This window comes from Pelomonas sp. Root1217, assembly GCF_001425705.1.
Taxonomy (GTDB): Bacteria; Pseudomonadota; Gammaproteobacteria; order Burkholderiales; family Burkholderiaceae_C; genus Pelomonas.
Genome location: NZ_LMDC01000001.1, coordinates 269,394 through 295,107, shown reverse-complemented (window position 1 = coordinate 295,107; position 25,714 = coordinate 269,394). Strand labels below are relative to the sequence as shown.

At 67.6% G+C, this 25,714-nt stretch carries 19 protein-coding genes and 1 tRNA gene; 14 read left to right on the top strand and 6 right to left on the bottom strand.

Annotated features, from left to right (window positions below):
* Nucleotides 1–4 precede the first annotated feature (4 nt).
* From ASC95_RS01385 to ASC95_RS01370, 4 genes are all read right to left on the bottom strand, one after another.
* On the bottom strand, nucleotides 5–1,972 hold the full coding sequence (locus ASC95_RS01385) for a TonB-dependent siderophore receptor (protein ID WP_157255905.1): 1,968 nt from the start codon (nucleotides 1,970–1,972) through the stop codon (nucleotides 5–7).
* 124 nt (nucleotides 1,973–2,096) lie between these two features.
* A complete protein-coding gene (locus tag ASC95_RS01380; protein ID WP_057296005.1) occupies nucleotides 2,097–4,013 on the bottom strand; it encodes a carboxypeptidase-like regulatory domain-containing protein in 1,917 nt (638 codons plus the stop codon).
* Nucleotides 4,014–4,089: 76 nt separating this feature from the next.
* Complete coding sequence (locus ASC95_RS01375; protein WP_057296004.1) at nucleotides 4,090–5,658, bottom strand: ABC transporter substrate-binding protein; 1,569 nt, start codon at nucleotides 5,656–5,658, stop codon at nucleotides 4,090–4,092.
* Between the two features lie 56 nt (nucleotides 5,659–5,714).
* Nucleotides 5,715–6,914 (bottom strand): HD-GYP domain-containing protein, encoded by a 1,200-nt coding sequence (locus tag ASC95_RS01370; protein WP_082567403.1) that lies wholly within the window; start codon nucleotides 6,912–6,914, stop codon nucleotides 5,715–5,717.
* On the opposite strand from ASC95_RS01370, the gene ASC95_RS31085 reads away from it, so the two are divergent.
* Entirely contained in the window at nucleotides 6,874–7,023 is a 150-nt protein-coding gene (locus ASC95_RS31085) for a hypothetical protein (RefSeq protein WP_162250689.1), read from the top strand. The genes ASC95_RS01370 and ASC95_RS31085 overlap by 41 nt on opposite strands.
* Before the next feature lie 32 nt (nucleotides 7,024–7,055).
* On the opposite strand, the gene ASC95_RS01365 is transcribed toward ASC95_RS31085, so the two are convergent.
* Nucleotides 7,056–7,700: a cytochrome c gene (locus ASC95_RS01365; RefSeq protein WP_057296002.1), complete on the bottom strand. Its 645-nt coding sequence runs from the start codon at nucleotides 7,698–7,700 to the stop codon at nucleotides 7,056–7,058.
* A gap of 110 nt (nucleotides 7,701–7,810) precedes the next feature.
* Here ASC95_RS01365 and ASC95_RS01360 point away from each other — a divergent pair, with 110 nt between their 5' ends.
* The 11 genes from ASC95_RS01360 to ASC95_RS01310 all read left to right on the top strand — a co-directional run bounded on the left by ASC95_RS01360 (nucleotide 7,811) and on the right by ASC95_RS01310 (nucleotide 23,198).
* The gene (locus ASC95_RS01360; protein ID WP_057296001.1) at nucleotides 7,811–8,665 is read left to right on the top strand and encodes a MoxR family ATPase; all 855 of its coding nucleotides are present in this window, start codon (nucleotides 7,811–7,813) and stop codon (nucleotides 8,663–8,665) included.
* The gene (locus tag ASC95_RS01355) at nucleotides 8,665–8,892 is read left to right on the top strand and encodes a hypothetical protein (protein ID WP_057296000.1); all 228 of its coding nucleotides are present in this window, start codon (nucleotides 8,665–8,667) and stop codon (nucleotides 8,890–8,892) included. The genes ASC95_RS01360 and ASC95_RS01355 overlap by 1 nt, the downstream gene beginning before the upstream one ends.
* Complete coding sequence (locus ASC95_RS01350) at nucleotides 8,889–9,485, top strand: GNAT family N-acetyltransferase (RefSeq protein WP_057295999.1); 597 nt, start codon at nucleotides 8,889–8,891, stop codon at nucleotides 9,483–9,485. Before ASC95_RS01355 ends, ASC95_RS01350 begins: the two co-directional genes overlap by 4 nt.
* Complete coding sequence (locus ASC95_RS01345) at nucleotides 9,482–11,554, top strand: S9 family peptidase (protein ID WP_057295998.1); 2,073 nt, start codon at nucleotides 9,482–9,484, stop codon at nucleotides 11,552–11,554. Before ASC95_RS01350 ends, ASC95_RS01345 begins: the two co-directional genes overlap by 4 nt.
* Before the next feature lie 217 nt (nucleotides 11,555–11,771).
* The gene (locus tag ASC95_RS01340) at nucleotides 11,772–13,367 is read left to right on the top strand and encodes a serine/threonine-protein kinase (RefSeq protein WP_057295997.1); all 1,596 of its coding nucleotides are present in this window, start codon (nucleotides 11,772–11,774) and stop codon (nucleotides 13,365–13,367) included.
* Nucleotides 13,364–14,599, top strand: coding sequence for an OmpA family protein (locus ASC95_RS01335; RefSeq protein WP_082567401.1), 1,236 nt, complete (start codon nucleotides 13,364–13,366; stop codon nucleotides 14,597–14,599). The genes ASC95_RS01340 and ASC95_RS01335 overlap by 4 nt, the downstream gene beginning before the upstream one ends.
* Before the next feature lie 294 nt (nucleotides 14,600–14,893).
* Nucleotides 14,894–16,084 (top strand): VWA domain-containing protein, encoded by a 1,191-nt coding sequence (locus tag ASC95_RS01330; protein WP_057295996.1) that lies wholly within the window; start codon nucleotides 14,894–14,896, stop codon nucleotides 16,082–16,084.
* A gap of 293 nt (nucleotides 16,085–16,377) precedes the next feature.
* Complete coding sequence (locus ASC95_RS01325) at nucleotides 16,378–18,162, top strand: autotransporter assembly complex family protein (protein ID WP_057295995.1); 1,785 nt, start codon at nucleotides 16,378–16,380, stop codon at nucleotides 18,160–18,162.
* A gap of 165 nt (nucleotides 18,163–18,327) precedes the next feature.
* The gene (locus ASC95_RS01320; RefSeq protein ID WP_057295994.1) at nucleotides 18,328–22,224 is read left to right on the top strand and encodes a translocation/assembly module TamB domain-containing protein; all 3,897 of its coding nucleotides are present in this window, start codon (nucleotides 18,328–18,330) and stop codon (nucleotides 22,222–22,224) included.
* 266 nt (nucleotides 22,225–22,490) lie between these two features.
* On the top strand, nucleotides 22,491–22,796 hold the full coding sequence (locus ASC95_RS01315; protein WP_235537654.1) for a hypothetical protein: 306 nt from the start codon (nucleotides 22,491–22,493) through the stop codon (nucleotides 22,794–22,796).
* A 78-nt stretch (nucleotides 22,797–22,874) separates the two neighbouring features.
* The gene (locus ASC95_RS01310; RefSeq protein WP_157255904.1) at nucleotides 22,875–23,198 is read left to right on the top strand and encodes a hypothetical protein; all 324 of its coding nucleotides are present in this window, start codon (nucleotides 22,875–22,877) and stop codon (nucleotides 23,196–23,198) included.
* 4 nt (nucleotides 23,199–23,202) lie between these two features.
* Here the strand turns inward: ASC95_RS01310 and ASC95_RS01305 are convergent, their stop codons facing one another.
* Entirely contained in the window at nucleotides 23,203–23,550 is a 348-nt protein-coding gene (locus tag ASC95_RS01305; RefSeq protein WP_057295992.1) for a GFA family protein, read from the bottom strand.
* 102 nt (nucleotides 23,551–23,652) lie between these two features.
* Between ASC95_RS01305 and ASC95_RS01300 the strand changes: the two genes are divergently transcribed.
* A tRNA-Arg gene (locus ASC95_RS01300) sits at nucleotides 23,653–23,727 on the top strand.
* A gap of 185 nt (nucleotides 23,728–23,912) precedes the next feature.
* A complete protein-coding gene (locus ASC95_RS01295) occupies nucleotides 23,913–25,160 on the top strand; it encodes an integrase arm-type DNA-binding domain-containing protein (protein WP_057295991.1) in 1,248 nt (415 codons plus the stop codon).
* Nucleotides 25,161–25,714: the final 554 nt, after the last annotated feature.

Here is a 25,714-nt window from a genome sequence, read left to right as displayed (position 1 = left end):
AGGCTCAGAGCGTGAAGCGCCAGTCCAGGCGCCAGGCGCGCCGGGGCTGAGGGATGGCGCTCAGCGACGTGTCGGGGGTCGCCGGGTCGAGGTTGCGGCGGTCCAGCGCATTGCTTACGTGCAAGGCCAGGCTCTGGCGCGGGTCGACGTGGTAGCGCAGATGAGCATTGACGAGGGTCGTGGCGGGTACCTCGACGCGCCCGGTACGGCGGCCGACCAGGTTCCATTCCATGCCGAGCTGCCAGCGCTGCCACACCGGTGAGACGAGGTCGCCCTTGAGCATCCACGAGGGCGAATTGCTCAGGCGCTGGCCAGCGTCGTCGCGGCCATCCATCCAGGACGCGCTGAGGTGCCAGAGCCAGCCGTCCGTTGCGCGCTTCTCCACGCCCACATCCACGCCCCGCAGCCTGACGCTGCCGACATTGCGGTACTGCACCACCGCCTCGCTCTCGCTGCCAACGGGCTGCTGCTCGATCAAGCGGTTCATGCGCGTGTAGTAGGCGTTGGCACTGAGCGCATGGCCGCTGTAAAGCACATATTCCCAGGCAGCCTCGACGGAATTGAGCCGCTCGGGCTTCAGGTCGTTGTTGCGCAGCTGTGAAACCCCGCCGTCGTCGTAGAAGCGCTCGTACAGGTTGGGCGTACGGAAGGACTGCGCCCACATCAGCTTGAAGGATTCGCGCTCGTCGGGCCGCAGAGCCAGCACGGCGCGCGGCGACACGGCGGGCGCGAAGCCGCGCACATGGTCCAGGCGCAGGCCGGTGGTCAGCTGCAGCACCGATGAAAGTCGCCACTGGTCTTGCGCGTAGACGCCCGCGGCGTCCTGGGTGACATGCGAATCCAGCTGCAGCGCATAGGGATCGACGTCGTAATTGCGCTGCACGCCCTGGGGCGAGGTGCGCAGCTCGGCGCCGACCATCAGCTGGTGGTTGAGCAGGCCTCGCCAAAGCATGCGGGCCTCCAGCGTCGTCCATTGGGCGCGGGCCAGGTCCCTGTTGACGAGATCGGGCGCGGGCCCGAAGACATAGCTGCCGCGGAACTCATAGCCAGCCACACTGAGTCGCGCCGAGGGGCGTACATCACCTTGCCAGCCCCCGTCGTAGCTGAGCTCGCCCAGCACCAGGCTGTCTGTGTAGTGGGTGCCAGGCACGCCGGGCTCGGTGCCGTAGGGTGCGGTCGCGGCATCCTTGTCGCGGCGCACCGCGTTCAACGCGACCCGCCATGGCCCGTTGCGGAATTTGGCCAGCAGCGCCACCTGGCGCTCGCCATCGAGACCGCGCACCCAGCCATCGGCCGTGCCGAGTTCGGGCAGGAACAGGTCCTCGCCAGCGGTGCGCTGCAGGTTCAGGCCGATGAACAAGTCACTGTCGGCGGCAGAGGCACCGTAATGCATCTCGGCGCGACGCGTGCCGTTTTCGCCCACGCTGCCCTGGGCCGTGAGGCCCGGCGCGTCGGCGCCATTCAGGGTCACAACGTTGACGACGCCCAGCAGCGCATTGCTGCCGTAGATCGAGGAGCCCGGGCCGTGGACGAGTTCCACCCGCTTGACCCATTCGGCGACGATGGGCAGCTCCAGCTGCGGCAGCCCCTGGTCAAAGATGGCGTCATTGACGCGCTGGCCGTCGATGGCCATCAGCAGGCGGGCGCTGTAGTCGCCCGGCCTGTTGAAGCCGCGCAGCCCCAGGGCGCTGTAGGTGCGCGAGTTACTGAGGTAGACGCCCGGCAGTCGGGCCAGCTGGTCACCGACAGTCTGGTGGCCGAGGGCATCGGAGACACCGCGCTCGAGCACACTGACCGACGCCGGCGCGTCCATCAGGCTCTGGGCATAGCGGGACGGGCCCTGCACTTCCCGTTTCAGAAGCGCTTCTAGCGCCTGGTCGTCCGAGGCGTCGGCGGCGGCTGGAGCGGCATGGGCCGCTGAAGTCAGGGCCAGCGTGGACAACCACGCCAGCGCAGTTAGGCGGCTTTTCACGGGGGCGGTCGCCGGCAAGGTCGGCGGCGATGGGAAACGGTGCCGAAAGCTTAGCTTTGGCCCCGCTCGCAGTCGCTGTCACATTTCACAACAACGCCGGTTGCGAACCGGTCCGCGACTCAATTCACGGTTTGCCGCTGTAACGGGTATGGAAACGTCGCCCCTGCGCGTCCATGGCCTGCAGCCACAGCTCGGAAGTGACGCTGCCCACTGGCGTATACGCCGCGCTCAGCGTCGCCGCCGTCTTGGGTGGCAGCGGCACAGTCGTGTCCAGCACCGTGGGCGCGCCGCCGGCGGCAGGCGTGAAGACGCGCTTGATCTCGATGAGGCGCAGGTCGGGGTTGGCCGCCGCCCAGGCCGACCAGTTGATCATCAGCGTGCCGCTCTGCAGCGAGGCGGCGAACACCGGGCTGGCTGCCGACACACTGTCAAGGCTCGGAAAGCGCGTGGCAGCCGGCTCGCCCAGCACATCGGCGCGCAGCCAGGCGTTGCGCGTCTCGGCCACGCCGGAGATCGTGTAGCTGGTGATGAACTTGGCGCCCCGCACGCTGTCGGCACTGCCGATCCAGCCGACCGCCGAGCGCTGGATGGCGATGTCACCCACGCCGCCCGTCGGGATCAGGTTGGTGGCGCCGGGCGTGGAGGACACGCACAGCAGGAGCCGGTTGCAATAGCCGAAGGGGATGCTGAAGCCGCCGGGCAACTGCACCGTGGCCGAGCTGAGCAGCTGCGTCGCCGGAATGCCGGGCACGGGATCGGCCGTCTGCGCCTGGACCTCCACCTGCAGGCCGATGCCCGGGTTGGGCACCACGGCACTGCTGGGCGTGCCATCGGCAGCCAGCGCCAGAAAGCCCAGCGGATACACGTCGACGGCCAGCTTCTTGCCGTTGCCGATCAGGTTCCACTTGTTGGTCGTCGTGGCCGACTTGTTGTAGCTGACCGCGTCGCTGAACAGGTCGACGACTGCGCCGGTGGAATCGCTGATGACGGCGCCCACCAGCACCTTGGCGCAGTTGCCGGCGGTCGGTGCGTCGTCGGCGCAGCCCAGCAGCTGGAAGCGGCCGAACTGGCGATTGCCCGTCGTGTAGGTCGACAGGATGCCGGCGATATCGACCTTGCTGCGGCCGTTGTGCTTGTCGTAGCCAGTGACGAGTGTGTTCGTCAGGATGGTGCTGACGTCGCGCCCCTGGGCGATGAGCTGGTTCAGCGCGGCGCCAAGGTCATCCAGCCCGGCCAAGGTGCCGAGCAATGTCGTCGCGCTGGTCGCGGCCTTCAACGTGGAGGTGATGGCGGTGGCCGGCGTGCCGCTGGCCTTGAGCAACTCAGTCTGGGCCGTGGGCAGCTCGACGACGACTTCGGCCGTCGGCGCGGCGAGGAACTTGTTGCCGATCTGCAGCACCGGCATATTGAGCTTGGAGCGCGCGAGGTCGATGCGCACGCTCTCGATAAGCAGATCGTGGGCGCCCTTGTTGGCGGCGAAGGTCGAATCCGCCAGCAGGTCCAGGGCCGCAGCGTCGGTGATCTTCAGGTCGCTGACCTGGGTCTTGACCAGGGTCTTCAGGAAGGTACCCGCGGCAGAGGCGGCGCTGGCCATCTGGGTCAGCTGGCTGGCACTGGTGGCAGCGGCCGCGAACACCGGGGCAGGTTCGGTGCCGAGAGCCAGCGCGACGACGGCGTTGGTCAGCGGCGTCACATGGCCGACCATGGCGGCACTGATGGTCGGCACCGTGGAATGCAGCACCTGCATGGTGCCCGCGGCATCCATGCCGCGCGCCTGGATGAACAGCGGTGCGGTGGGGCTGGTGGTGCTCAGCGTCAGGCTGTAGCTGCCGTCGGCGCCATGGGTGGTGGCCGTGCCCACGGCCTTGCCCTGGCCGTCGACGACGCTGACCTGCGCGTTGACCAGCGGGGCGCCGGTAGCGGCCACGCCGCGCAACGTGGGCGGCTTGTCCAGCACCGGCGCGTCCGAACCACCGCCACCGCCGCCTCCACAGGAGGCGAGCAGCAGGGTCAGGGCAAAAGCAGCAAGGCGGTACAGCATGGCGCGGACAGGAATCTGGGCTTGAGCCAGTTTGCCGCGCCGGCCTCGCAGGTGGTGGCCGGTTAAAGGGCCGAAATCAGCGGTTGATCTGCACCCAGGCCAGTTCCAGCCAGTTGTCCGGCCGGTGCACGGCCGTGACATTTGCCCGCGCGGCCCACGGCACCACCTGACGGTGCAACGGAATGACGTTGACCTGCTCGCGCAGCTCGGTCAGCGCGCCGCGGATCTGCTGCTCCCGCTTCTTCGGGTCGGGCTCGACGCTGGACTGCGCCGCCAGTGCGTCCGCCTTGTCGTTGCGAAACCCGCCGAAGTTGTAGTTGCCCACACCCTTGTCACCGCGGCTGCGGTACAGCGGCGTCAGGATGCTCTCGGCATCCGTCACCGAGCCGCCCCAGCCGTACATGTACAGGCTGGTGTCGTACTTCTCCAGCTTGGGGAAGTAGATGACGCGGGGCATGGCGTTGACCTTGACCTTGATCTTCAGCTGCGCCCACATCGAAGCCAGCGCCGTGCAGATCTCCTCGTCATTGATGTAGCGGTTGTTGGGGCAGTCCAGCGTCACCTCGAAGCCGTCGGCATAGCCCGCCTCCTGCATCAGCTTCTTCGCACCGGCAAGGTCGTGAGGCAGCCGGGCCTGCAGGGCCGGGTCGTCAAAGGAGGCCATGCTGGACGGCGTCAAGGCGCCAGTGGGCACGGACAGACCGCTCATCAGCTTGGCCCGGATCGTCTCGATGTCGATCGCCTGGTACAGCGCGCGGCGCACGCGCACATCCTTGAAGGGGTTCTTGTCACCCGGCACATTGCCGTAGAGCAGCTTGTCGCGCGACTGGTCCATGCCGATGAAGACGAGGCGGTTCTCCGGGCCCTCGATGACCTTGACGCCGGCGGTGTTGCGCAGGCGCGCGATGTCGCGCGGCGCGGGGTCGAGCACGAAATCGACCTCGCCAGACACCAGGGCGGCCAGACGGGTCGCGTCGGTGGCGATGGGGGTGTAGACGACCTCCTGGACATTGCCTGCTAACTTGTTCCACCAGTTCGGGTTGCGCTTGAGCACCGTCTTGATGCCCGGCTGGCGGCTGGCCAGCATGAAGGGGCCGGTGCCATTGGTGTTCAGGGCCGTGAAGCTCTCTTCCTTGTTCTTGAAATCCAGCGGCTTGGTGACCTTGTGCGCCTCGCACCACTTGCGGCTCATGATCCACAACTGGTCGATGTGCTGCAGGAAGATGGGATTGAACGTGGTCAGCTGGAAGTCCACCGTCAGATCGTCGACCTTTTTGGCTGTGCCCACGGCATTGGCCCAGACGGCGATCTGCGAAGTCGGCTCCTTGGCGCGCTGAACCGAGAACACCACATCGTCGGCCGTCAGCGGCGTGCCGTCGTGGAACTTGACGCCGGGGCGCAGCTTGAAGCGCCAGGCCAGCGGCCCGGTCTGCTTCCACTCCGTGGCCAGGCCCGGCACCAGGCCCAGCTTGGCATCGCGGTTGGTCAGCCGCTCGTAGATCTGGCCGTTGACCATGTTGGTCAGGCTCTCGTTCTGCGAATCCGGGTCCATGGTTTGCGGATCGCCCTGGCTGGCCCAGCGCAGCGTCTGCGCGGGCACACCGCAGGCCCATGCCAAAAGAGCTACACCTAGCCATCGCTTCATTACCGATCTCCCAACTGCAGGGCTGGCAGTTTAGGAGGGCGGACAAAGCCCCTTCGTTACCGTTTGGCGTTCGGGTTCCAGAGCTCGTCGAGGTGGGTGAAGTTCCAGTCCTCGGGCGGCTCGCGGCCGGCGATGCGATCGGTGGAAGTGGCCAGGTCGATGAGCTGCAAGGGGATCGGCATGCTCGACTTGGTCGAGTAGAAGACCTTGACGCGAGGCGCGACGAGGGAGGCGGCGTTCTGCTCGACCACCACCGCCAGGCGGCCGGACTGCAGGCGCACCAGCGTGCCGGTCGGGTAGATGCCGACGCTCTTGACGAAGGCCTGGAAGATCGCCGGGTCGAACTGGCCCTTCCACTGCGACATGCGCTGCAGCGAGCCGGCTGGATCCCAGGCGTTTTTGTAGGGCCGGGTGGACGTGATGGCGTCGTAGACGTCGCAAACGGCGCCCATGCGCGCGAACTGGCTGATCCGGTCGCCGGCCAGCTTGTGCGGGTAGCCCGTGCCGTCCATCTTCTCGTGATGGTGCAGGCAGACGTCCAGGGCCGAGGCCGGCACCTTGGCACCGTCCTTGAGCAAGTCGAAGCCGCGCTCGGGGTGGCCGCGCATGACATTGAATTCGGCATCGGTCAGCGCGCCGGGCTTGTTCAGCACCTCCATGGGCATCTGCATCTTGCCGACGTCGTGCAGCAGCCCGGCCAGGCCAGCTTCACGCACTTCGGCATCGGACAGCCCCATCTGCCGGCCCAGGGACACCATCAGGCCGCAGACGGCGACCGAGTGCATATAGGTGTAGGTGTCCTTGTCCTTGAGCCGAGCGAGGCTGAGGAAGGCCGACGGGTTGCGCGCCAGCGAAGACGTGACCTCGTCAACGATGGGCAGGCAGACCTCGCTGTCGATGGCCTTGCCCAGCCGCGCCTCGTTGAACAAGGCCATGACGGCCACCTTGGCCCGGCCCAGCACCTGGGTGGCGCGGTCGAGCTCGGACTCCATGCTGACACGCGGCGGCGGGGCGGCAACCGCGGGCGGCGACGCGGCCACCGCCACGGCGGCGACCGGTGCAGGCGCGGCCACATCCCCGCCCTTGCTGTCGTCGATCCAGACGGCCGGCACGCCGCTGGCTTGCAGGGCGGCAAGGTCGGCCGGATCGAGCAGCACGAACTTGGTCTTCCAGAACGGATGAGAGAGCCAGGCCCCCTCCATCGCCTGGAGATACATGCCCAGCCTCACTTCAGAGGTCGAGATCTTTTTCAACATGACAGCGTCGTCTGTGCGCGCCGAGTATCCGCGCGTGACGCATGAAAAGCTTCGCAACGATCGTGCAGCCCTGCACGCTTTTGCTGCGGGCAACAAAAAGCCGCCTTGAAGGCGGCTCGTTGGTGCGGCAGTCGCGCTTGGTCAGCGGAACTTGCCCTGCGGCACGGTGGCCAGCTCGGTGGGCAGCGTGCTGATGTAGCTGGCGATGGCCTTCAGCTCGGCATTGCTGAACTGCTTGACCTGGCCGGCCATGACGCCATTGCTGCGGCCGACGCTGGCGTTGTGCTCGGTCTTGTAGGACTTCAGCGCGACGGTCAGATAGTCGGCGTGCTGGCCAGCCAGCTTGGGGTAGGTTGGGTCAATGGGCTTGCTGAAGTTGGCGCCGTGGCAGGACACGCAGGCGCCCTTGGTCAGCAATTCGGCCACGTTGGCCGGCGCGGCCGGAATGCTGTCGGCCACCGCCGGCAGCTTGGCCTGCTGCTCGTAGAAAGCGGCCACGTCGTTCATGTCCTGCTCGCTGAGCGAGGCGGCAATGCCGCGCATCGTCGGGTGCTTGCGGTCGCCCTTGGCATAGGCCTGCAGGGCAGAGACGATGTACTTGGCGTTCTGGCCCGCGATCATCGGCACCTTGTGGATCTCGGGAAAGCTGGCCTGGTAGCCGACGATGCCGTGGCAGCCGATGCACATCGCGACCTTCTTCTCGCCCGCTTTCACATCCTGGGCCTGGGCCGCAAAGGCAGCAACGGCGGTGGCCAGGGCGAGCGAGATCTGCAGCAGTTTTTTCATGGTCCCAAGAGGTTCGGGTTGGTGTCGTATTCCGGAGCGGCGGCGATTATAGGAGGCCTCCTATACTGGTCCGGCCCCTCTTCAGTTCGGGTTTTGCCCCGGTTTTCCCAATGAAATTCCAAGGTTCCGACCAGTACGTCGCCACGGCCGACCTGATGCTCGCGGTCAATGCGGCGGCCACGCTGCAGCGCCCGCTGCTCATCAAGGGCGAACCCGGCACCGGCAAGACCATGCTGGCCGAGGAGGTGGCCGGCGCTTTAGGCATGCCGCTGCTGCAGTGGCATATCAAGAGCACCACCAAGGCCCAGCAGGGCCTGTACGAGTACGACGCTGTCAGCCGGTTGCGCGACAGCCAGCTCGCCGGCATCGAGGGCAGCGAGCGCGTTCGCAACATCGAGAACTACATCGTCAAAGGCGTGCTGTGGCAGGCCTTCGAGGCCGACGAGCCGGTCGTGCTCCTGATCGACGAGATCGACAAGGCCGACATCGAGTTCCCCAACGACCTGCTGCGCGAGATCGACCGCATGGAGTTCTATGTCTACGAGACGCGCCAGCTGATCAAGGCCAGGCACCGGCCGCTCGTCTTCATCACGTCCAACAACGAGAAGGAACTGCCGGACGCCTTCCTGCGCCGCTGCTTCTTCCACTACATCAAGTTCCCCGATGCCGAGACGATGAAGAAGATCGTCGACGTGCACTTCCCGACCCTGAAGAAGGACCTGCTGGCCGCCGCGCTGAAGAACTTCTACGACGTGCGCAACCTGCCCGGCTTGAAGAAGAAGCCCAGCACGTCGGAGCTCATCGACTGGCTCAAGCTGCTGCTGGCCGAGGACGTGCCGGTGGACGCGTTGCAGGCCAAGGACGAGAAGGTCAGCATCCCGCCGCTGGTGGGGGCGCTCTTGAAGAACGAGCAGGACCTGACGCTGTTCGAGAAGCTCGTCTTCATGCAGCGCAACAACCGCTGATGGCACAGCAGGATTTCGACCGCGCGATGCGCGAAGGGCTGGCGGATGCCGTCGGCTTCGTCCTGGGTGCTCTGGCCGGCTGGTGGCTGGGCCGGCAGTTCGGCATCGACTTCATCGCCAGCACGGCATGGGACGCGCGGCAGCTCGTCGGCCTGCTGCTCATCGTCGCCGGCTGCGGCGGCGGTCGCTGGCTGGCACGGCGGCTGATGTTGAAGGGCAAGCCATGAAACCCGTCCTGCCCGTGACGTTGGCCGCCGGCCCCATCCACCTCGTGCCACTGACGTTGGACCATGTGCCCGGCCTGCAGGCCGCGGCCGCGGACGGCGAACTCTGGAACTTGCGCTTCACCAGCGTGCCGGCGCCCGACGAGACCGTCGCCTATGTCGAAGCGGCCCTGGCTGGGCAGGCCGCCGGCCATCGCCTGCCCTTCGCCGTGCTGGACGCCGCCACCGGCGAGGTGCTGGGGTCAACGAGCTACCACGACATCGTGCCGGCCATCGAGCGTGTCGAGATCGGCTACACCTGGTATGCCCAGCGCGTGCAGCGCAGTGCCGTCAATACGACCGCCAAGCTGCTGCTGCTGACGCATGCCTTCGAGACTCTGGGCGCCAAGCTGGTGGGCTGGCGCACCGACAACTTCAACCACGCCTCGCAGCGCGCCATCGAGCGCCTTGGCGCCAGGCGCGACGGCGTGATCCGCCACCATGCGCCGCGGCGCGACGGCACGGTGCGCGACACCGTCATGTACAGCCTGACCGTGGGCGAATGGCCCGAGGTCAAGGCCCACCTGAACTGGCAACTGACTCGACAGAGACCATGAAGAACAAATCCAGGGCCTTTGATGTTGATGCACTCTGGGCCCTGGATCGCATCGGCGACCCCAGCCTCAGCCCCGATGGCGCCCAGGCCACCGCTGGCGTCACGCGCTACTCGATGGAAGCCAATCGGGCGCAGAGCAGCCTGTGGTTGTTCTCGACACTGGGCGGCGAGCCGCGCCGCCTGACCGAAGCAGGCGAGAAGGACGGCAACCCGCAATGGAGCCCGCGCGGCGACCTGATTGCCTTCACCGCCAAGCGCGAGCAGGCCGGTCCGAATGGTCGATTTATCGACGAGGAGACGCAGCTCTATGTGATCCCGCCGGACGGCGGCGAGGCGCGTCGCGTCGGCCATGTGCCCACCGGCGTCGAGTCCTTCAAGTGGTTTCCCGACGGCCGGCGCATCGCCTTCGTATCCTGGGTCTGGCCCGATCTGAAGGGCGCGGCCCAAGCCGCACGGCTGCGCGACTTCAAGAGCCGCAAGGAAAGCGCCTACGTCACCGACGAGCCTTTCTACCGCTTCTGGGACCATCACCTGCCGATGGACCGTGTGCCGCATCTGCATGTGATGGATGTCGAGACGGGCAAGGTGCGCGACCTGTTCGAGGGCACGGCCTGGGAACTGAGCCGCGCCGAACCGGATGTGAACTGCTTTGACGTGTCGCCCGACGGCCGGCGCATCGCCTTCGCCTTCGACCCGGCGCCCGAGAAGAAGCTGGACGGCCGCTTTGCGCTGGCCGAGATCGACGTGAAAACGCGCCAGGGCCAGACGCTGCTGCAGGACGGCGACTGGGACTTCGCCGCACCGCGCTACAGCCATGGTGGCGCGCATCTGGCCTTCCTGGCCAGCCACCAAGCCCTGGGCCACAACCACCCGAACCAGCTCGCCGTGCTGGACCAGCAAGGCCGCTGGGCCGTCTTCAGCGAGGATTGGGACCATGAGGTCAGCGCACCGCTGCGCTGGGCCGAGGACGACCAGTCGGTGTACTTCGCCGCCGAGGAGCGCGGCCGCCGCCACCTCTGGCAGTTCGCGCTCGGCGACCGCACCGCCGAACGGGTTTTCGAGGGAGGCCATGTCGGCAGCTTCGCGCTGTCGGCCGGCTTCCTCGTCGTCAACCACGACGGCATGCAGTTCCCGCCGCGGCTGTCGGTGCTGGCCGACGATGGCCTGCGCCGCATCGAGTCGCTGAATGACGAGCGCCTCGCGGCCCATGCCTTTGGCCGCCACGAGGAAGTGACGATTCAGGGCGCGCGTGGCGACGATGTGCAGATGTGGCTGACCTACCCGCCGGACTTCGATCCGAAGAAGAAGTGGCCCGTGATGCACGTCATCCACGGCGGCCCGCACACTGCCTTTGGCGACAGCTGGCACTGGCGCTGGAACCACCAGGTGTTTGCCAGCCCCTCGCCGCTGGGTACAGCAGCGGTCCCCCGTGGGGACGCTGCCGCCCTCGGGAGCGGCCCAGCGGGCGGCGCAGCGCAAGGCTATGTGGTGGCCTGCGTGAACTACCACGGCTCGTCCAGCTTCGGCCACGAGTTCCTGGACAGCATCACCGGCCACTGGGGCGAGTACGAGTTGCAGGATGTCGAGGCCGGCACTGACTGGCTGTTGAAGAAGTCATGGGTCGACCGCAAGCGCGTCGTCGCCGCTGGCGGCAGCTATGGCGGCTACATGGTGGCCTGGATGAACGGCCACGTGAAGGCCGGGCGCTACCAGGCCTACGTCTGCCACGCCGGCTGCTACGACTGGCAGGCCATGTATGCCGACGACGCCTACAGCTGGCACCGCAAGGAGCTGGGTGCAGCCTATTGGGATGACCCGGCCCGCGTCGCCGCGCAGAGCCCTCACGCATTCGCGAAGCACTTCAAGACGCCCACGCTTGTCATGCACGGCCAGCTGGACTACCGCGTGCCCGACGCGCAGGGCCTGGCCTACTACAACACGCTGAAATCGCTGGCAGTGCCTTCGAGGCTGGTGTGGTTCCCGGACGAGAACCACTGGGTGCTCAAACCACGCAACAGCCGGCTCTGGTACGGCGAGTTCTTCAACTGGCTGGCCCGCTACACCGCCTAGGACAAGCCCGACGTCCAGCAGGCGGGCGAGACGGTGCCGGCTCTGCATAATCTCCAGAACCTCGATCCCGGCGCCGCCCCATGCTGATCCAGTTCCGCTCCACGCTGCCTGCCCTGCATGAAGCGCCGCCGTCCGGTCGGCCGCAGCAATGAGCGAAGCGGCGGGCGGTCCACCCGGGCGCAAAGCCCCAGAAGACCCGGCAGAGCCCACCGTCGCCATGCAGGCCCCGCTGACGCCGGGACACACCCTGCCGCCCGGCACGCGCATCCACGACTACCGCATTGACCGGGTGCTGGGAGAAGGCGGTTTCGGCATCGTCTATCTCGCCACCGACGTCGCGCTGGAACGGCAGGTTGCCATCAAGGAATACCTGCCGTCGTCGATGGCTGCACGCGCCGGCAATTCGCTGACGGTGCTGGTCAAGTCGCCCAACCACGCGGAGACCTTCGCGATCGGGCTGCGCAGCTTTGTCAACGAGGCCAAGCTGCTGGCCCGCTTCGACCACCCGGCGCTGCTCAAGGTGCATCAGTTCTGGGAGGGCAACGGCACCGCCTACATGGCCATGCCCTACTACCAGGGGCAGACGCTGAAGGAGGCGCTGGCCAGGCTCGGCCGGCCGTCGACCGAAACCGAGGTGCGCGCCTGGCTGATGCCGCTGCTGGATGCGCTGGAAGTGCTGCACAACGAGCACTGCTACCACCGCGACATCGCGCCGGACAACATCCTGCTCACCGACCACGGGCCGCTGCTGCTGGACTTCGGCGCCGCACGCCGCGTCATCGGCGACCTCACGCACGCGCTGACGGCCATGCTCAAGCCGGGCTTTGCGCCCATCGAGCAATACGGCGACATGCCCGGCGTCACGCAGGGCCCCTGGACCGACATCTTCGCGCTGGCCAGCGTGCTCTACGCGGCCATCAGCGGCCGCCGCACGGTGGCTTCCGTCGAGCGGCTGCTCAACGACCAACTGCAGCCGCTCGCTACCGTGGCGGCGGGCCGCTGCGGCAACGCCTTCCTCGGGGCCGTCGACCGCGCGCTGGCCATCCACCCGAAGGACCGCCCGCAATCCATTGCCGAGTTCCGCACGCTGCTCACCGCCGACGACACGCAGGCCATCGATCTGCTCGAGCTGCAGGCCTTGGGCCTCCCGACCGGCGACGAAACGGTGCTGCTGCCGGACTTCGACCCGACCCAGGTGGCACCCAACAACCCGCTGCTCGCGCCACGGGAGCCGACACGTCCGATCCCGCGACCGCCGCCGCCTGCCGCGGCTCCTGTGCACCCGCCTGTGGTGCCGCCCCCGGTGCTGCCCGCTCCGCCACCGCCAACACCTCGTCCAACGTCCAGCGTTGCGCCTGTGCAAGCGTCCGTGCCGGCCCCGCCGCGCCGCGCTCTCGTCCTGAGCGCGGCGGGCGTGGTGGGCCTGGCTGCGGCGGCCTGGGGTGGATATCGCCTGCTCCGGGCACCGGCACCCGCCGAGCCGGCGCCGCCACCCGCGCCGGCGTCGGCCGCCGCTGCGGCTCCAGCTCCAGAGCTGATCGCTTCCAGCCCAGTCCAGGCCGCCTCGGCAGCCTCCGCACCGGACACGCCCGCTTCCAAGGCCCCAGCGCCAACTGCGCCGATGCCCGCGCCCACAGCCCCAGCGCCGACGCCCGTCGCCGTGGCGCCGGCCGCACCCAAGCCGCGCCCTGCCGTGACCGCGCCCGCGCCCGGCGAGGCCAAAGGCGCAAAGTGCAGTGATATTCTGCAAAAAGCCTCACTAGAGCCGCTGACGGCGAGTGAGACCGCTTACCTGAAAAAGGAATGTCGATGAGTAGCGCCGGCCACACGAATCGCATCAATTTTTCAGTGCACTTGGGGCGCACCGCCCTGCTCGGCATCCTGGCCGTGCTGGCAGGATGCCTCGCGACGGCGCCGACGCAGCCGACCGTCTCGACCAACGAGCTGTCCTTCAGCGAGGCCATCGTCGTGGCCACCGATGGCCTGGTCGGCCAGACGCAGAAACTGCCCGCTTTCCTGGCGAAGATGGAGTCCAAGATCGTCAGGAAGAACGTCGTCGTCGACCCCATGATCGACGCGACCAGCGGCCAGCAGACCCAGACCACGCAACTGCTCGAGCACCGCATTGGCGAGCGCCTGGCCGCGCGAAAGGAAGGCGGTTTTGATCTGCTGCCCTTCAAGACCGAGAACCTGGCCAAGGTGCAATACCTGCTGACCGGCACGCTGACGCGGCTGCTCGGCGTTCCGGGCAAGAAGTCGCTGCAGATCAACCTGTCCCTGGTGGAGATCAAGACGGGCCAGGTGGTGGCCCAGGCCTCGGCGCTGGCCCGCGACGATGGCCTCAACCACACGCCGTTGGCCATCTATCAGGACAGCCCGGTGCTGGTGAAGGACAAGGTGGTCGACGGCTACATCAGCACGGCCTTGACGGCGCCGGGCGGAGCGGCCAACAGCGTCTACATGGAACGCGTCGCCGTGGCCAGCGTCATCAACGAAGCCGGCTCCCTCTACAACGCCGAGCGCTACCCGGAATCGCTGGCCAAGTACCAGGAGGCCCGCACCCAGAGCGGGGGTGAACAGCTGCGCACCCTCAATGGCATCTACCTCAACAACGTCAAGCTCGGGCGCACCGCCGAGGCCGAGTGGGCCTTTGGCCAGATCGTGGCCTACGGGCTGCGCGCCAACAAGCTGGACGTGAAGTTCCTCTTCAACCCCGGCAGCACGGAGTTCTGGTCCGACCCCAAGGTCAGCGGCGCGTATCCGATGTGGCTCAGGCAGATCGCCAAGGAGGGCGCCGGCGCCCGGGTCTGCATGGTCATCGTCGGCCACACCAGCCATACCGGCTCGGAGCAGACCAATGACGCGCTCTCGCTGCAGCGCGCCACTTTCATCCAGCAGCGTCTGGCCGCCGAAGCCTCGCCCCTGGCCCAGCGCGTCAAGGCCAGCGGCATGGGCTGGCGCGAAAACCTGGTCGGCAGTGGCAGCGACAACGCGGTGGATGCCCTGGACCGGCGTGTCGAGTTCCGTGTGGTGCCCTGTAACTGATACCCCTCGTCCAGCCGCACCCCGCTGAACGCGGTGCGTCTGACCGGTCTTGCAGACCGCGAAGCCGGCAAAGCGGCTTCTCTTCGGCAGGCACGACAAGTCCACAGGACTTGTCGTGTCCGGCCTCAGCCCCCGAGGGGACGGCGATGCTTGCGGCATTGAGCCGCAAGCACATCGCCAGCGCGGGCCGGCTAGGGAGCGGCCCGGCGCTCGGCCCGAAAGACGGCATCCCTAACTCCGACGAGACTCGCGCTGCATAATCGTTTTCGACCTGCAGTCCCCGAGTCCGCACCGATGCTGATCCAGTTCTTCTACACGCTGCGTGCCGCCAAGCTCAAGGTGACGGTGCCCGAGTACCTGACGCTGCTGGAAGCCTTGGAAGCGGGCGTCATCGGCGGCCCCGACAACGGCGGCGTGGCGAGCATCGACGACTTCTACCACCTGGCCCGCACGTCCCTGGTCAAGGACGAAACCCAGTTCGACAAGTTCGACCGCGCCTTCGCTGCCTACTTCAAGGGCGTGGAGATGCTGACCGACTTCACGGCCGAGGTGCCGCTGGAATGGCTGCGCAAGCAGCTCGAGATCGAGCTGACGCCCGAGCAGAAGGCCGCCATCGAGAAGATGGGCTGGAACGAGCTGATGGAGACGCTCAAGAAGCGCTTCGAGGAGCAGAAGGAGCGCCACGAGGGCGGCAACCGCTGGATCGGCACCGGTGGCACCAGCCCCTTTGGCAACAGCGGCTACAACCCCCAAGGCATCCGCATCGGTGGCTCGGGCGGCAACAAGAGCGCCGTCAAGGTCTGGGAGCAGCGCGCCTACCGCGACTACGACGACACGCTGGAACTCGGCACGCGCAACATCAAGGTGGCCCTGCGGCGCCTGCGCCGCTTTGCGCGCGAGGGCTCGGAGCTGGAGCTGGATCTCGACGGCACCATCCACGGCACCGCCGCCAACGCCGGCATGCTGGACATCCGCATGCAGCCCGAGCGCCACAACAAGGTCAAGGTGCTGCTGTTGATGGACGTGGGCGGCACGATGGACGAACACGTGAGCCGCGTGGAAGAACTCTTCAGCGCCGCCAAGACCGAGTTCAAGCACCTCGAGTTCTATTACTTTCACAACTGCGTCTACGACTTCGTCTGGAAGAACAACCGGCGCCGCTTCGCCGAGAAGCTCAACACCTTCGACCTGATCCGCAAGTACAACCGCGACTACAAGCTCATCTTCGTCGGCGACGCGACCATGAGCCCCTACGAGATCCTGCAGGCCGGCGGCAGCGTCGAATACAACAACGACGAGCCTGGCGCGGAATGGATTCAACGCCTGACTCACGCCTTCCCCAAGTACGCATGGATCAACCCCGAGCCGCAAGGCGTCTGGCAGTACCGGCAGAGCATCGCGCTGATCCAGCAGCTGATGCAGCAGCGCATGTTCCCGCTGACCCTTTCCGGACTCGAAGGCGCGATGCGGCTGCTCAGCAAATGATCGGAGGAGCCTGGAGGGCGACGTGTGCAGCCCGCTCCAGAGCGAGTTGCGGCATGCGGCAAGGCGCGGGCGATGCGGCGTGGCAGGCGCCACGCAAAGAGCCGGCAACGCCGACGGATGCCGCAAATCGCCCTGGCCCTTCGGGTTGGGCCTGGCAGGGGGCGTGGGCGTTGTTGCTCGTCGTTGCGGGCGCGAGCCCGCGGCCTCCTCGGCGCCTAGCCCACGGCCCCTGCCAGGTCCAACGCGGGCTACACCCGCCGCCCCCCAGGCTCCTGCCCGCACTGCTCGCCGCAGTGCTGCTGAGTGCCTGTGCCACGCAGGCTCCGCCGCAGGCCCCTGCTCCACCGGCACCGGACATCCCTGCCGATGCACCGGCCGTCTACAGCGTCGACATCCGCATCGACGGCGAAGGCCGCGAGGCCGCGCGCCTGCGCACGCTGCTGGCCCAGAACCTCGACCTCGCCCGCTACCGCGCCAGCGAGGCGGCGCTGAGCCGGGTGGAGCTGGCTCGCCTGGCCGCCGCCGCGCCCGCCCAGGCCGAGACGCTGCTGGAGACCGAGGGCTACTTCAACGCCAAGGCCGATGTGGACCGCGACCCGGCGGACGAGACGCGGCTGCTGCTCACCGTCAAGCCGGGCCCGGTGACAAGGGTCGACAAGCTCGAGCTCGAGTTCACCGAAGGTCTGGCCGACGAGCAGGCCCAAGCCCTGCGCGAGGTCCTGCGCGGCGCCTGGACGCTGAAGAACGGCGCCGCCTTCACGCAATCGCAGTGGGCCTCGGCCAAGAGCGATCTGCTGCTGCGCGCGCGCAATGGCGGCTATCCGCTGGCGCGCTGGGCCGAGACGGCCGCCCGCGTCGACCCCGACACGCAGACCGCCGAACTCCACCTCGTGCTGGCCAGCGGCAACCGCGCCAGGCTCGGCGCGCTGCACATCGAAGGGCTCAAGCGCCAGAGCCGCAATACCGTCGAGCGCCTGGCCGGCTTCGACACCGGCGACGGCTACACCGAGCAAAAACTCGCCGAGTTCCAGGAGCGCCTGGCCAAGACCCAGCTCTTCGACGCGGTACGCGTGCAGCTGCTGCCCGAGGCGCCGGCCGCCGACGGCACCACGCCCGTGCAGGTCACGCTGACCGAGTCGGCCCTGCAGCAGGCCACGGTGGCGGTGGGCTATCACAGCAACACCGGCCAGAGCATCAGCGTCGAGCACCTGCACCGCCGCCCCTTCGACCTGCCCGTGCGTGCGCGCACCAAGCTGCAATTCAGCCGCGACCTGCGCGGCGCCGAGCTGGAATTGAGCTCCCACCCGCAGCCCGACCTGAAACGCAACCTCGCCTCGCTGCAGTACGAGCAGGACCGCACAGGCGACACCATCGCCACCAATCTCGGCGTGCGCCTGGGCCGCCTCTACGAGTCGACGCGCGACGAGCGCCTGAGCTATGTCGAGCTGCTGCGTGCCCGCGAGACCGCTGGCAGCGAGGTCAACACCAACCTGGCGCTTTCCATCAACCAGCAGTGGATACGCCGCCGGCTGGACAGCACCCTGCTGCCTACCGATGGCCATCAAGCCCTGGCCCTTGTCGGCTTCGGCTATGCGAAGGGCGGCGGCACCGACGACAGCGGTCCCTTCGGCCGCATGCAGTTCAAGCTGGGCGTCTACAAGCCTTTCGGTGGCTGGTTCGCGTCGGCGCGTGCCGAGGTGGCTCAGGTGGTGTCGAAGGAACAGGTCGGTGTGCCCGAGAAGCTGCTCTTCCTGGCCGGCGGCGACGAGTCGGTGCGCGGCTATGCCTACCGCAGCCTGGGCCCGCAGAAGAACGGCCTGACCGTCGGCGGCCGCGTGCTGGCCACCGGCAGCCTGGAGATTGCTCACCCGATCATGCCGAGCTTCCCCAGCCTGTGGGGCGCCGTCTTCGTCGACGCCGGCAATGCTGCCTCGCGCTGGCAGGACTACCGCGCCGTCGTCGGCTATGGCGCCGGCGTGCGCTGGCGCAGCCCCGTCGGCCCGCTGCGCGTAGACCTGGCGCGAGCGCAGGAGACCGGCAAGTGGCGGCTGCACTTCAGTGTGGGGATCACGCTGTGAAGCTAGGCGTTGCGACGTCGTCGAATAGTGTGGGGATCACGTTGTGATGGCCTTTCTTGAACACAGCCACAGAGGCACAGAGGCACAGAGAAAAGACTGCACCTCTGTGTCTCTGTGCCTCTGTGGCTTTGTTGGCTGTTTCGTCTGTGGCGATTGGAGCGCTCGATGAGGCGGTCCCTTCGCATCCTGCGCGCCAGCCTGATCACGCTGGCCTTGCTGCTCGCGCTGATCGCCGGCTTCATCGCCTGGCTGCTGCAGCGCCCTTCCGGTGGCGCCTGGCTGCTGGCCCATCTGCCCGGCGTGCAGATCGAGGCCCCCGAGGGTTCGCTGATGGGCGAGTTCAGCGCGCGCCGCCTTATCCTCACCTGGGCCGGTGGCTCGGCCGAGCTGCGCGGCCTGCGCTGGAAAGGCCTGGGCGTCAGTGCCGGCGATGGCCTGCTGCTGGCGCGCGAGTTGTCGGTGGATGAAGTCATCGTTCGCAGCGAGGCCAGCAACAAGCCTGTCGTCATTCCACCCGACCTGACGCTGCCGCTGGGCGGGCAGATCGCCAGCCTGCGCATCGCCAAGCTGAGCTGGTCGCCGGACCAGCCACCGCTGCTCGGCCTGGATGCCCAGCTCAGCCTGCCCCGCCGGGGCACCCATCACATCGAGCTGAAGGCGGCTCGCTGGCAACACCTGACGCTGGCCGGCAAGGCCCGCATCGACAGCGCCGCGCCGCTGCAGACCGACGCGACGCTGCGCGTGCAGCAGACCGAGGCGACCGACCTGCCCTGGACGGCAGTCGCCGCCGTGACTGGCCCTCTCGCCAGGCTCAAGGCCAAGGCTGAACTGGAAGCCGCCCACCAGACGCTGAAGGCCGACGGCGAGGTCCAGCCCTTTGCGCCCTGGCCCCTCAACGCGCTGCAACTGAAGTCCGACAAGCTCGACCTGGCGGCCCTCATGCCTGGCCTGCCGCGCACGGCCCTGAGCGGAGAAGCGCAGCTGAAGGCACCGGCCCGTGATGCCGAAGCCACGTTGCAGGCCGACCTGCACAACAGCGCTGCTGGCCGCTGGGACCAGGGCGCCCTGCCCGTCAACCGCCTCGTCATCGCACTGGCCGGCCGCCCCGACCAACTCACCAGCGTGCGCCTGACCGCGCTGGACGCCGAACTGCCCGGCGGTGGCCGAGTGCAAGGCAAGGGAGCGCGTGAGGCCGATGGCCGCTGGCAGCTCGATGCCCGCGTGCACGGCCTGCGCCCCGAAGCGCTGGACGCGCGTGCCACGCCGGCGCGCCTGGATGGGCCGCTCACGCTCGCGGGCAGCAGGGCCGGCCCCTTGAGCGCCAGGCTTGACCTCGCCGGCACGGTGCAGAACCGCCCGCTGCGCGTGAAGGCCAAAGCCCAGGGCGAAGGCACGAAGTGGCAGATCGAGGACGCCCAGCTGGCCAGCGGCGACGCCACGCTGCAGTTCAGCGGTCGCGTCGACACCGCCGGTGCCGCGAAACTCAAGGTTCAGCTGCGCCAGTTCGACCCGCATCTGCTATGGCGCGGCGCGCCCGGTTCGGCCTGGGCTCGCCTGCCCGGCCCGACACGACTCAGTGCCGAAGCCGATGTGGACGTGCGCGGCAAGACCCTGGCCACGCTCAGCGGCAACAGCTATGTCCGCCTGCTGCCCAGCCAGTTCGCCGGCTTGCCGCTTGAAGGCCGCGCCAAACTGGCGCGGGACCGCGCGACCGACCCGGCGGCTTTCGACATCGATGGGCGCCTGGGCAACAACCGCGTGCAGACCAGCGGCCTGGCTCGGGCCGAAGCCATCACCGGCACGGCCGCACTGAAGGCCGGCGCGCTGGCCGAGCTGAACCCGCTGCTGGCCCTGTTTGATCAGCAGCCGATCGCTGGCCAGGGCGAGGGCGAGGGCAGCTTTCAGCTGGTGCGCGGCACCAAGGGTTGGCAGGCAGGCGGCGGGGGGCGGCTGACGCTCGCATCCGCCAAAGCCATGGGCACCAGCATCGCCAACTTGAAGGCGCGCTGGGAATTGCCCCTGCCCGGCGCCGACGGTGACGGCCCGGTCGCGCTGAACCTGGACATCAGCCAGCTGCGCGACCCGCTCGCCCAGCTCACCAGCGCCAAGCTCGACCTGCAGGGCCGGCGCAGCGCCCATGATGTGAAGGCCGAGGTCAACGGCAAGATCATTCGGGATGCATCGGCGCGCGACTCGCAAGACCTGGCGCTGAACGCCCAGCTCCAGGCCCGCGGCCGCTGGGATGGGCAGGCCTGGAGCGGCCGCATTGCACGCATAGCCATCGGCCCGCTGCGCCCCAACACGCCGCCACTGCTGGCTGCCAAGGACATAGCCCTGCGCTGGGCCAGCGACGGACCGCGCCTGCAGGCCGAACCCGGCCGCGCCGAGGTGGGCGGTGCCTTCGTGCGCTGGCAGGCCCTGAGCTGGACCGGCGGCGATCACCCCGAGGCCCGCGCCGAACTGCAGCTCGAGGACGTGGCCGCCGCGCCGTTGATGGCGCGCTGGCAACCCGATTTCGGCTGGGGCGGCGACCTGCACGTGGCCGGCCATGCCTCGCTGCTGCTGACCGACCGGCTGACGGCCGAGCTGCTGATCGAGCGTCAAAGCGGCGACCTGCGCGTGACCGACGAATTCGGCCAGCGGGCGCTGGGCCTGACCGACCTGCGCCTGGCCGTCAACGTGCGCGACGGCATCTGGCAGTTCGCGCAAGGCATCGCCGGCAGCGAGTTGGGCAGCTTTGGCGGCGCGCTGACGTTGCGCCCGGCCAAGATGTGGCCCGATGCGCAAACGCCGGTGCAGGGCGTGCTGCAGGCCAATATTGCCCACCTGGGCACCTGGGGCAGCTGGGTGCCCGCAGGCTGGCGATTGGGGGGGCGCGCCGCGGCCACCGTGCAGCTTTCGGGGCGCTTGGGTGCACCCGACCTGACCGGCCGCGCCGAAGGCGAGAACCTCGCGCTGCGCCATCTGCTTTTCGGCGTGGACGTGACCGAAGGCCGCTTCACGCTCGACTTGAAGGGCCAGCATGCCGAGCTCTCCAAGCTCGAAGCGCGCGGCGGCGATGGCTGGCTGCGCGCCAGCGGCACGGCCGAGTTGGGCGCCCAGCCCAAGGCCCACATCGAGATGACGGCCGACAAGCTGCGCGTGCTGTCGCGCGTGGACCGCCGCCTCGTCGCCAGCGGCCAGGCGGCGCTGGACCTCGACGCGAAGGGGCTCAAGCTGGAAGGCAAGCTGCACGCCGACGAAGGCCTGTTCGACTTCAGCCGCGGCGACGCGCCGGCCCTGGCCGATGACGTCATCGTGCTGCGCGGCCCGAGAGACGCTGCGCCCACCGCACCGCCCGCACCCAGGGCCGCACGCAACAGCGTCGTCAACGTCGCGCTGGACTTCGGCCGCGACTTCAAGGTGCGCGGCCGGGGCCTGGCGACGACGCTGCGTGGCCAGCTGCAGGTCAGCCAGAACAACGGCCCGCTGCGCGTGACGGGCAAGCTCGACGCCGATGGCGGCCAGTACGCGGCCTATGGCCAGAAGCTGGACATCGAGCGCGGCGACATCAGCTTCACCGGCGCCTACGACAACCCTTCGCTGGACCTGCTGGCCGTGCGGCCCAACCTCGATGTGCGCGTCGGCGTCTACGTGGGCGGCACGGCGTTGGCGCCGCGCGTGAGCCTGTATTCCTCGCCCGAGATGAGCGACACCGACAAGCTCTCCTGGCTGCTGCTCGGCCGCGGTCCCGACGGCCTGGGCCGCACCGACACCGCGCTGCTGCAACGCGCCGCCTTGGCCTTGCTCAGCGGCGAAGGCGAAGGCCCGACGGGCAAGGTGCTGCGCAACCTCGGCCTGGATGAGCTGTCGCTGTCGCAGAGCGACGATGACACCAAGGCCACCATCGTGCGCCTGGGCAAGCAGATCTCGCGGCGCTGGTATGTCGGCTATGAACGCGGCCTGAACGCCACCACGGGCTCCTGGCAGCTCATCTACCGCATCGCCCAGCGCTTCACGTTGCGGGCCCAGGGCGGGGACGACAACGCGCTGGACCTGATCTGGCAGTGGAAATGGGACTGAGGCAGGACCGAGAACAGGCCCTGCGGCCTGTTCGACGCCTGCCGAAGGACATCCGGCATGCTTGCCGGATGGCATGAGGCAAGACCGAACAGCCTGTCAGACAAAGCCGCATCCGGGCCGGCTTTGTATCTGCTGAGAGCCAGCGGCCTCCTACAAGGCGACGCGATGGCGCACCCCTACGCCATCCCGGCCTGCCTACACATCTGGAACCCCGTTGAGACCAAAGTTGTTTCACCAACCCCTGTTGATTCCGATGGAGGTTCACCATGACCCAGGTTCAGTTCGCCACTCCAACAACAGCACCCGCTTCGCTACCGCTTCCTCAGTCCGCACAAAAGGCGACCATCGCCGAAACCCTGCCGGCTGAGCCAGAGCTCACCCATCTGCTGCACTTCGAGCCGCTGACCTACCAAGGCGCCGGCCTGGACATCCCCTGCGATCGCCAAGGCCGCGTCGGCCTTGATGCCCTCGGCGACAAGCTGCGCAACGACTACTTTTTTGCGCGGGCGCTGATCGGCCGCCTGTTCGACAAACCGACCGTCAAGCAGGCGCTGCCGGCGATGCATTCCTGAGCGATCAGGCGCCGTCCTACAGCCGCAACCTGGCCCGCCCGACAGCGGGCGCCAAACCCCTCCCCGAGGATTCCGGCCATGTTTACAAACTCACTCTCTGCGCAGACCGTGCCCCAGTTGCCGGTCGCTGCCGATGTTGTCGATGCCGATCTCGACGTCTCCCTCAGCACACCGTCCACGCTGGTCGTTCACGCCAGCCTGGAACTGCAAAGCAGCGAGGCCGTGGACCTCGCCTTGGTCATTCCCCGCTCGCGTTGCAATGGCGAGCGCCCGCTTCTCACCGCCCTGCTCGACGCCGTCCAGGCCGCTGTGGCCCGCGCAACGCGGGGCGGCACCCTGCATCAACCACGCCGCGTGCTGACGCGCGTGGGCGGCCAACCCCATCTGGTCGCGCAGTTCTGAAGGCCTACTTCGAGCGCCCGTCGAACTCCGTGACGGGCACGGCCTTCAGGTCGATGTCCTCCAGGCAGCGGATGTTGATGGCCGCCATCGCCGAGCCGTCCGGCCCCTTGCCTTCGCCATAGGGATGCATGCCACAGGTCGGGCAGAAGCGGTGCTGGATGACATGCTTGTTGAACGTGTAGCTGCTGGCGTTCTGCTCCGGCGTCAGCAGCTTCAATGCGCTGCGCGGCACGAACCACAGCAGCGATCCCTTGCGCTGGCAGATCGAACAGTTGCAGGACAAGGCAGAGCCGATCTCGCCCTCGACCTCGAACTTGATGCGGCCGCAGTGGCAACTTCCTTGGTGCGTCATGTCGCGTGTCTCCTTGAGTAGGGCGGATGCTGCCAGAAAGCCCGCGAGACCCCATGCGAGAATGCGCGCCGCCTGACCGGCGTCCTCACGGCGCCAACGGTGCTCTCCGTAGTTCAATGGATAGAACGGCCGCCTCCTAAGCGGCAGATACAGGTTCGATTCCTGTCGGAGGGACCACAATCAATTCCGCAAGTCTCTTAGAGCATCCAAAGCGCTTCAGTCTTCATAGGGCCGAGGCGCTTTTTTCTTCTCCAAGCATCCGGAAGCCGTGCCATACATCGCAGGGGAACAAGGGGAATATTTAGGGGAACGTTCGCCGCCGCCGTAGACTTAGCGCGGTCTGTTCCCCTACCGAGGTTTCCATGCTCACCGACGCGGCATGCAGAAATGCCAAGTGCCCCACCGACAAGCCGCGGGCTCGATTCGCCGACTCTGGCAACCTGTACCTTGAGGTGGCCGCCAGCGGCTCCAAGCGTTGGTTTTGGAAGTACTTCAGCGGGGGCAAGGAGAAGCGCCTCGCCCTCGGGGCCTATCCGACGGTTGGCTTGAAGGACGCCCGAGAGGGTCGCGATACGGCTCGCAAGCTTCACGAAGCCGGCACCGATCCAGTCCAGGCCCGCAAGATCGAGAGCGCCACGCAGGCGACAAAGTCCGCGAACACCTTCGAAGCGATCGCCCGCGAGCTGCACGGCATCAAGGCGCCCGGCTGGAGCGAAAGCCATGCGGCCCAGTGGCTGCGCGCCGTCGAGAAGGACCTCTTCCCCTGGATTGGCCCGCTGCCGATCGTGGACGTGGACGCACCGGTCCTGCTGGCGGCAATCCGTCGCATCGAGGGGCGCGGGTCTACGCAGATGGCCCACGACGTTCGGGAGTACGCCGGCCAGGTCTTCCGCTACGCCATCCAGACAGGTCGCGGCCGGACGAACCCCGCAGGCGATCTCATCGGCGCACTGAAGCCCCACGTCGTCCGGCATCACCCCGCACTGAAGAAGCCTGAGGATGTGCGACGCCTCCTGCTGGCTCTGCCGACCTACACCGGCCAGCCGACGACAGTGGTGGCACTGGCGCTCAGCGCCATGCTCTTCCAGCGTCCAGGGAACATGCGGGCGCTGGAGTGGGCGTGGATCGACCTTGAGGACGCCATGCTGACGCTGCCGCCCTGGGCGATGAAGCGCCGCAAGCACGGCAAGCTCAACGGTCCTCCTCACTTCGTCCCACTGCCGCTGCAGGCTGTGGCGATGCTGCGCAATCTGCTCCCGCTTACCGGGCAAGGGAAGTACGTCTTCCCCAGCGTCCGCGGCGGCGGCAGGCCTATGAGCGACAACACGCTGAACGCAGCGCTTCGGTCCCTCGGCTTTGACGGAGACGAGATGACCGCCCACGGCTTCCGAGCGATGGCACGAACTGTCATGGTCGAACGGATTCCGGGCACTGACCCCGAGGTCATTGAGGCTCAGCTAGCGCACACGAAAAGCGGCCCCCTGGGCGAGGCATACGACCGAGCGGAATACATGGTGCTGCGCCGTCAACTTATGCAAGTGTGGGCGGACTACCTTGATCAGCTTCGCGATGGCGCCAAGGTGATTGCGCTCGCCAGCGCCAAGCGATGAGCCTTAGTGCAACCTTAGCGCGCGCCTCCTCCACTGTTCCTGAGTGGATGGCGCCCCTTTAAGGGCTGACAAAACCGCTCGCTGCAACGCGCTGCGCTGGCGCTTTCTGGTGTGACAAAACTCCTTGGTGCCGGCGCAGGCCCGCCTTGACCATTCGGTGTTTCTGACCGGTTGAGCCTGGCCACCTGGGGCGCCAGCACCACGGCTCTTTATGGACTCCGAAAACTCCCCGTCCTTTAGGGACTCGGAAAACTCCGGGCGGTGCTGCTGGCCTTTCCTGCATCTGTGGAAAGGACGCCGCAACGGTGCGGGGCCGATCTCACGCGCGCGCGGAACGCTCAGGGTCGGGGCCACCAACTACCGGAAAGTCGGTAGTTGAGCCGAGCGGTGCACAGATTCGCGCAGCGCCTCACGCGCGCGTACTGCGCAGCAAGCCGCCAGCCGCCCAATTTCCACCGTTGTTTATTCCGCCATGTCGTTGATGGCGTGCAGCTTTTCGAGCTGACTCCTTGGCCTGCCTCAGCACTTCATCAGCACTTTGCTGAGCCGCTGGC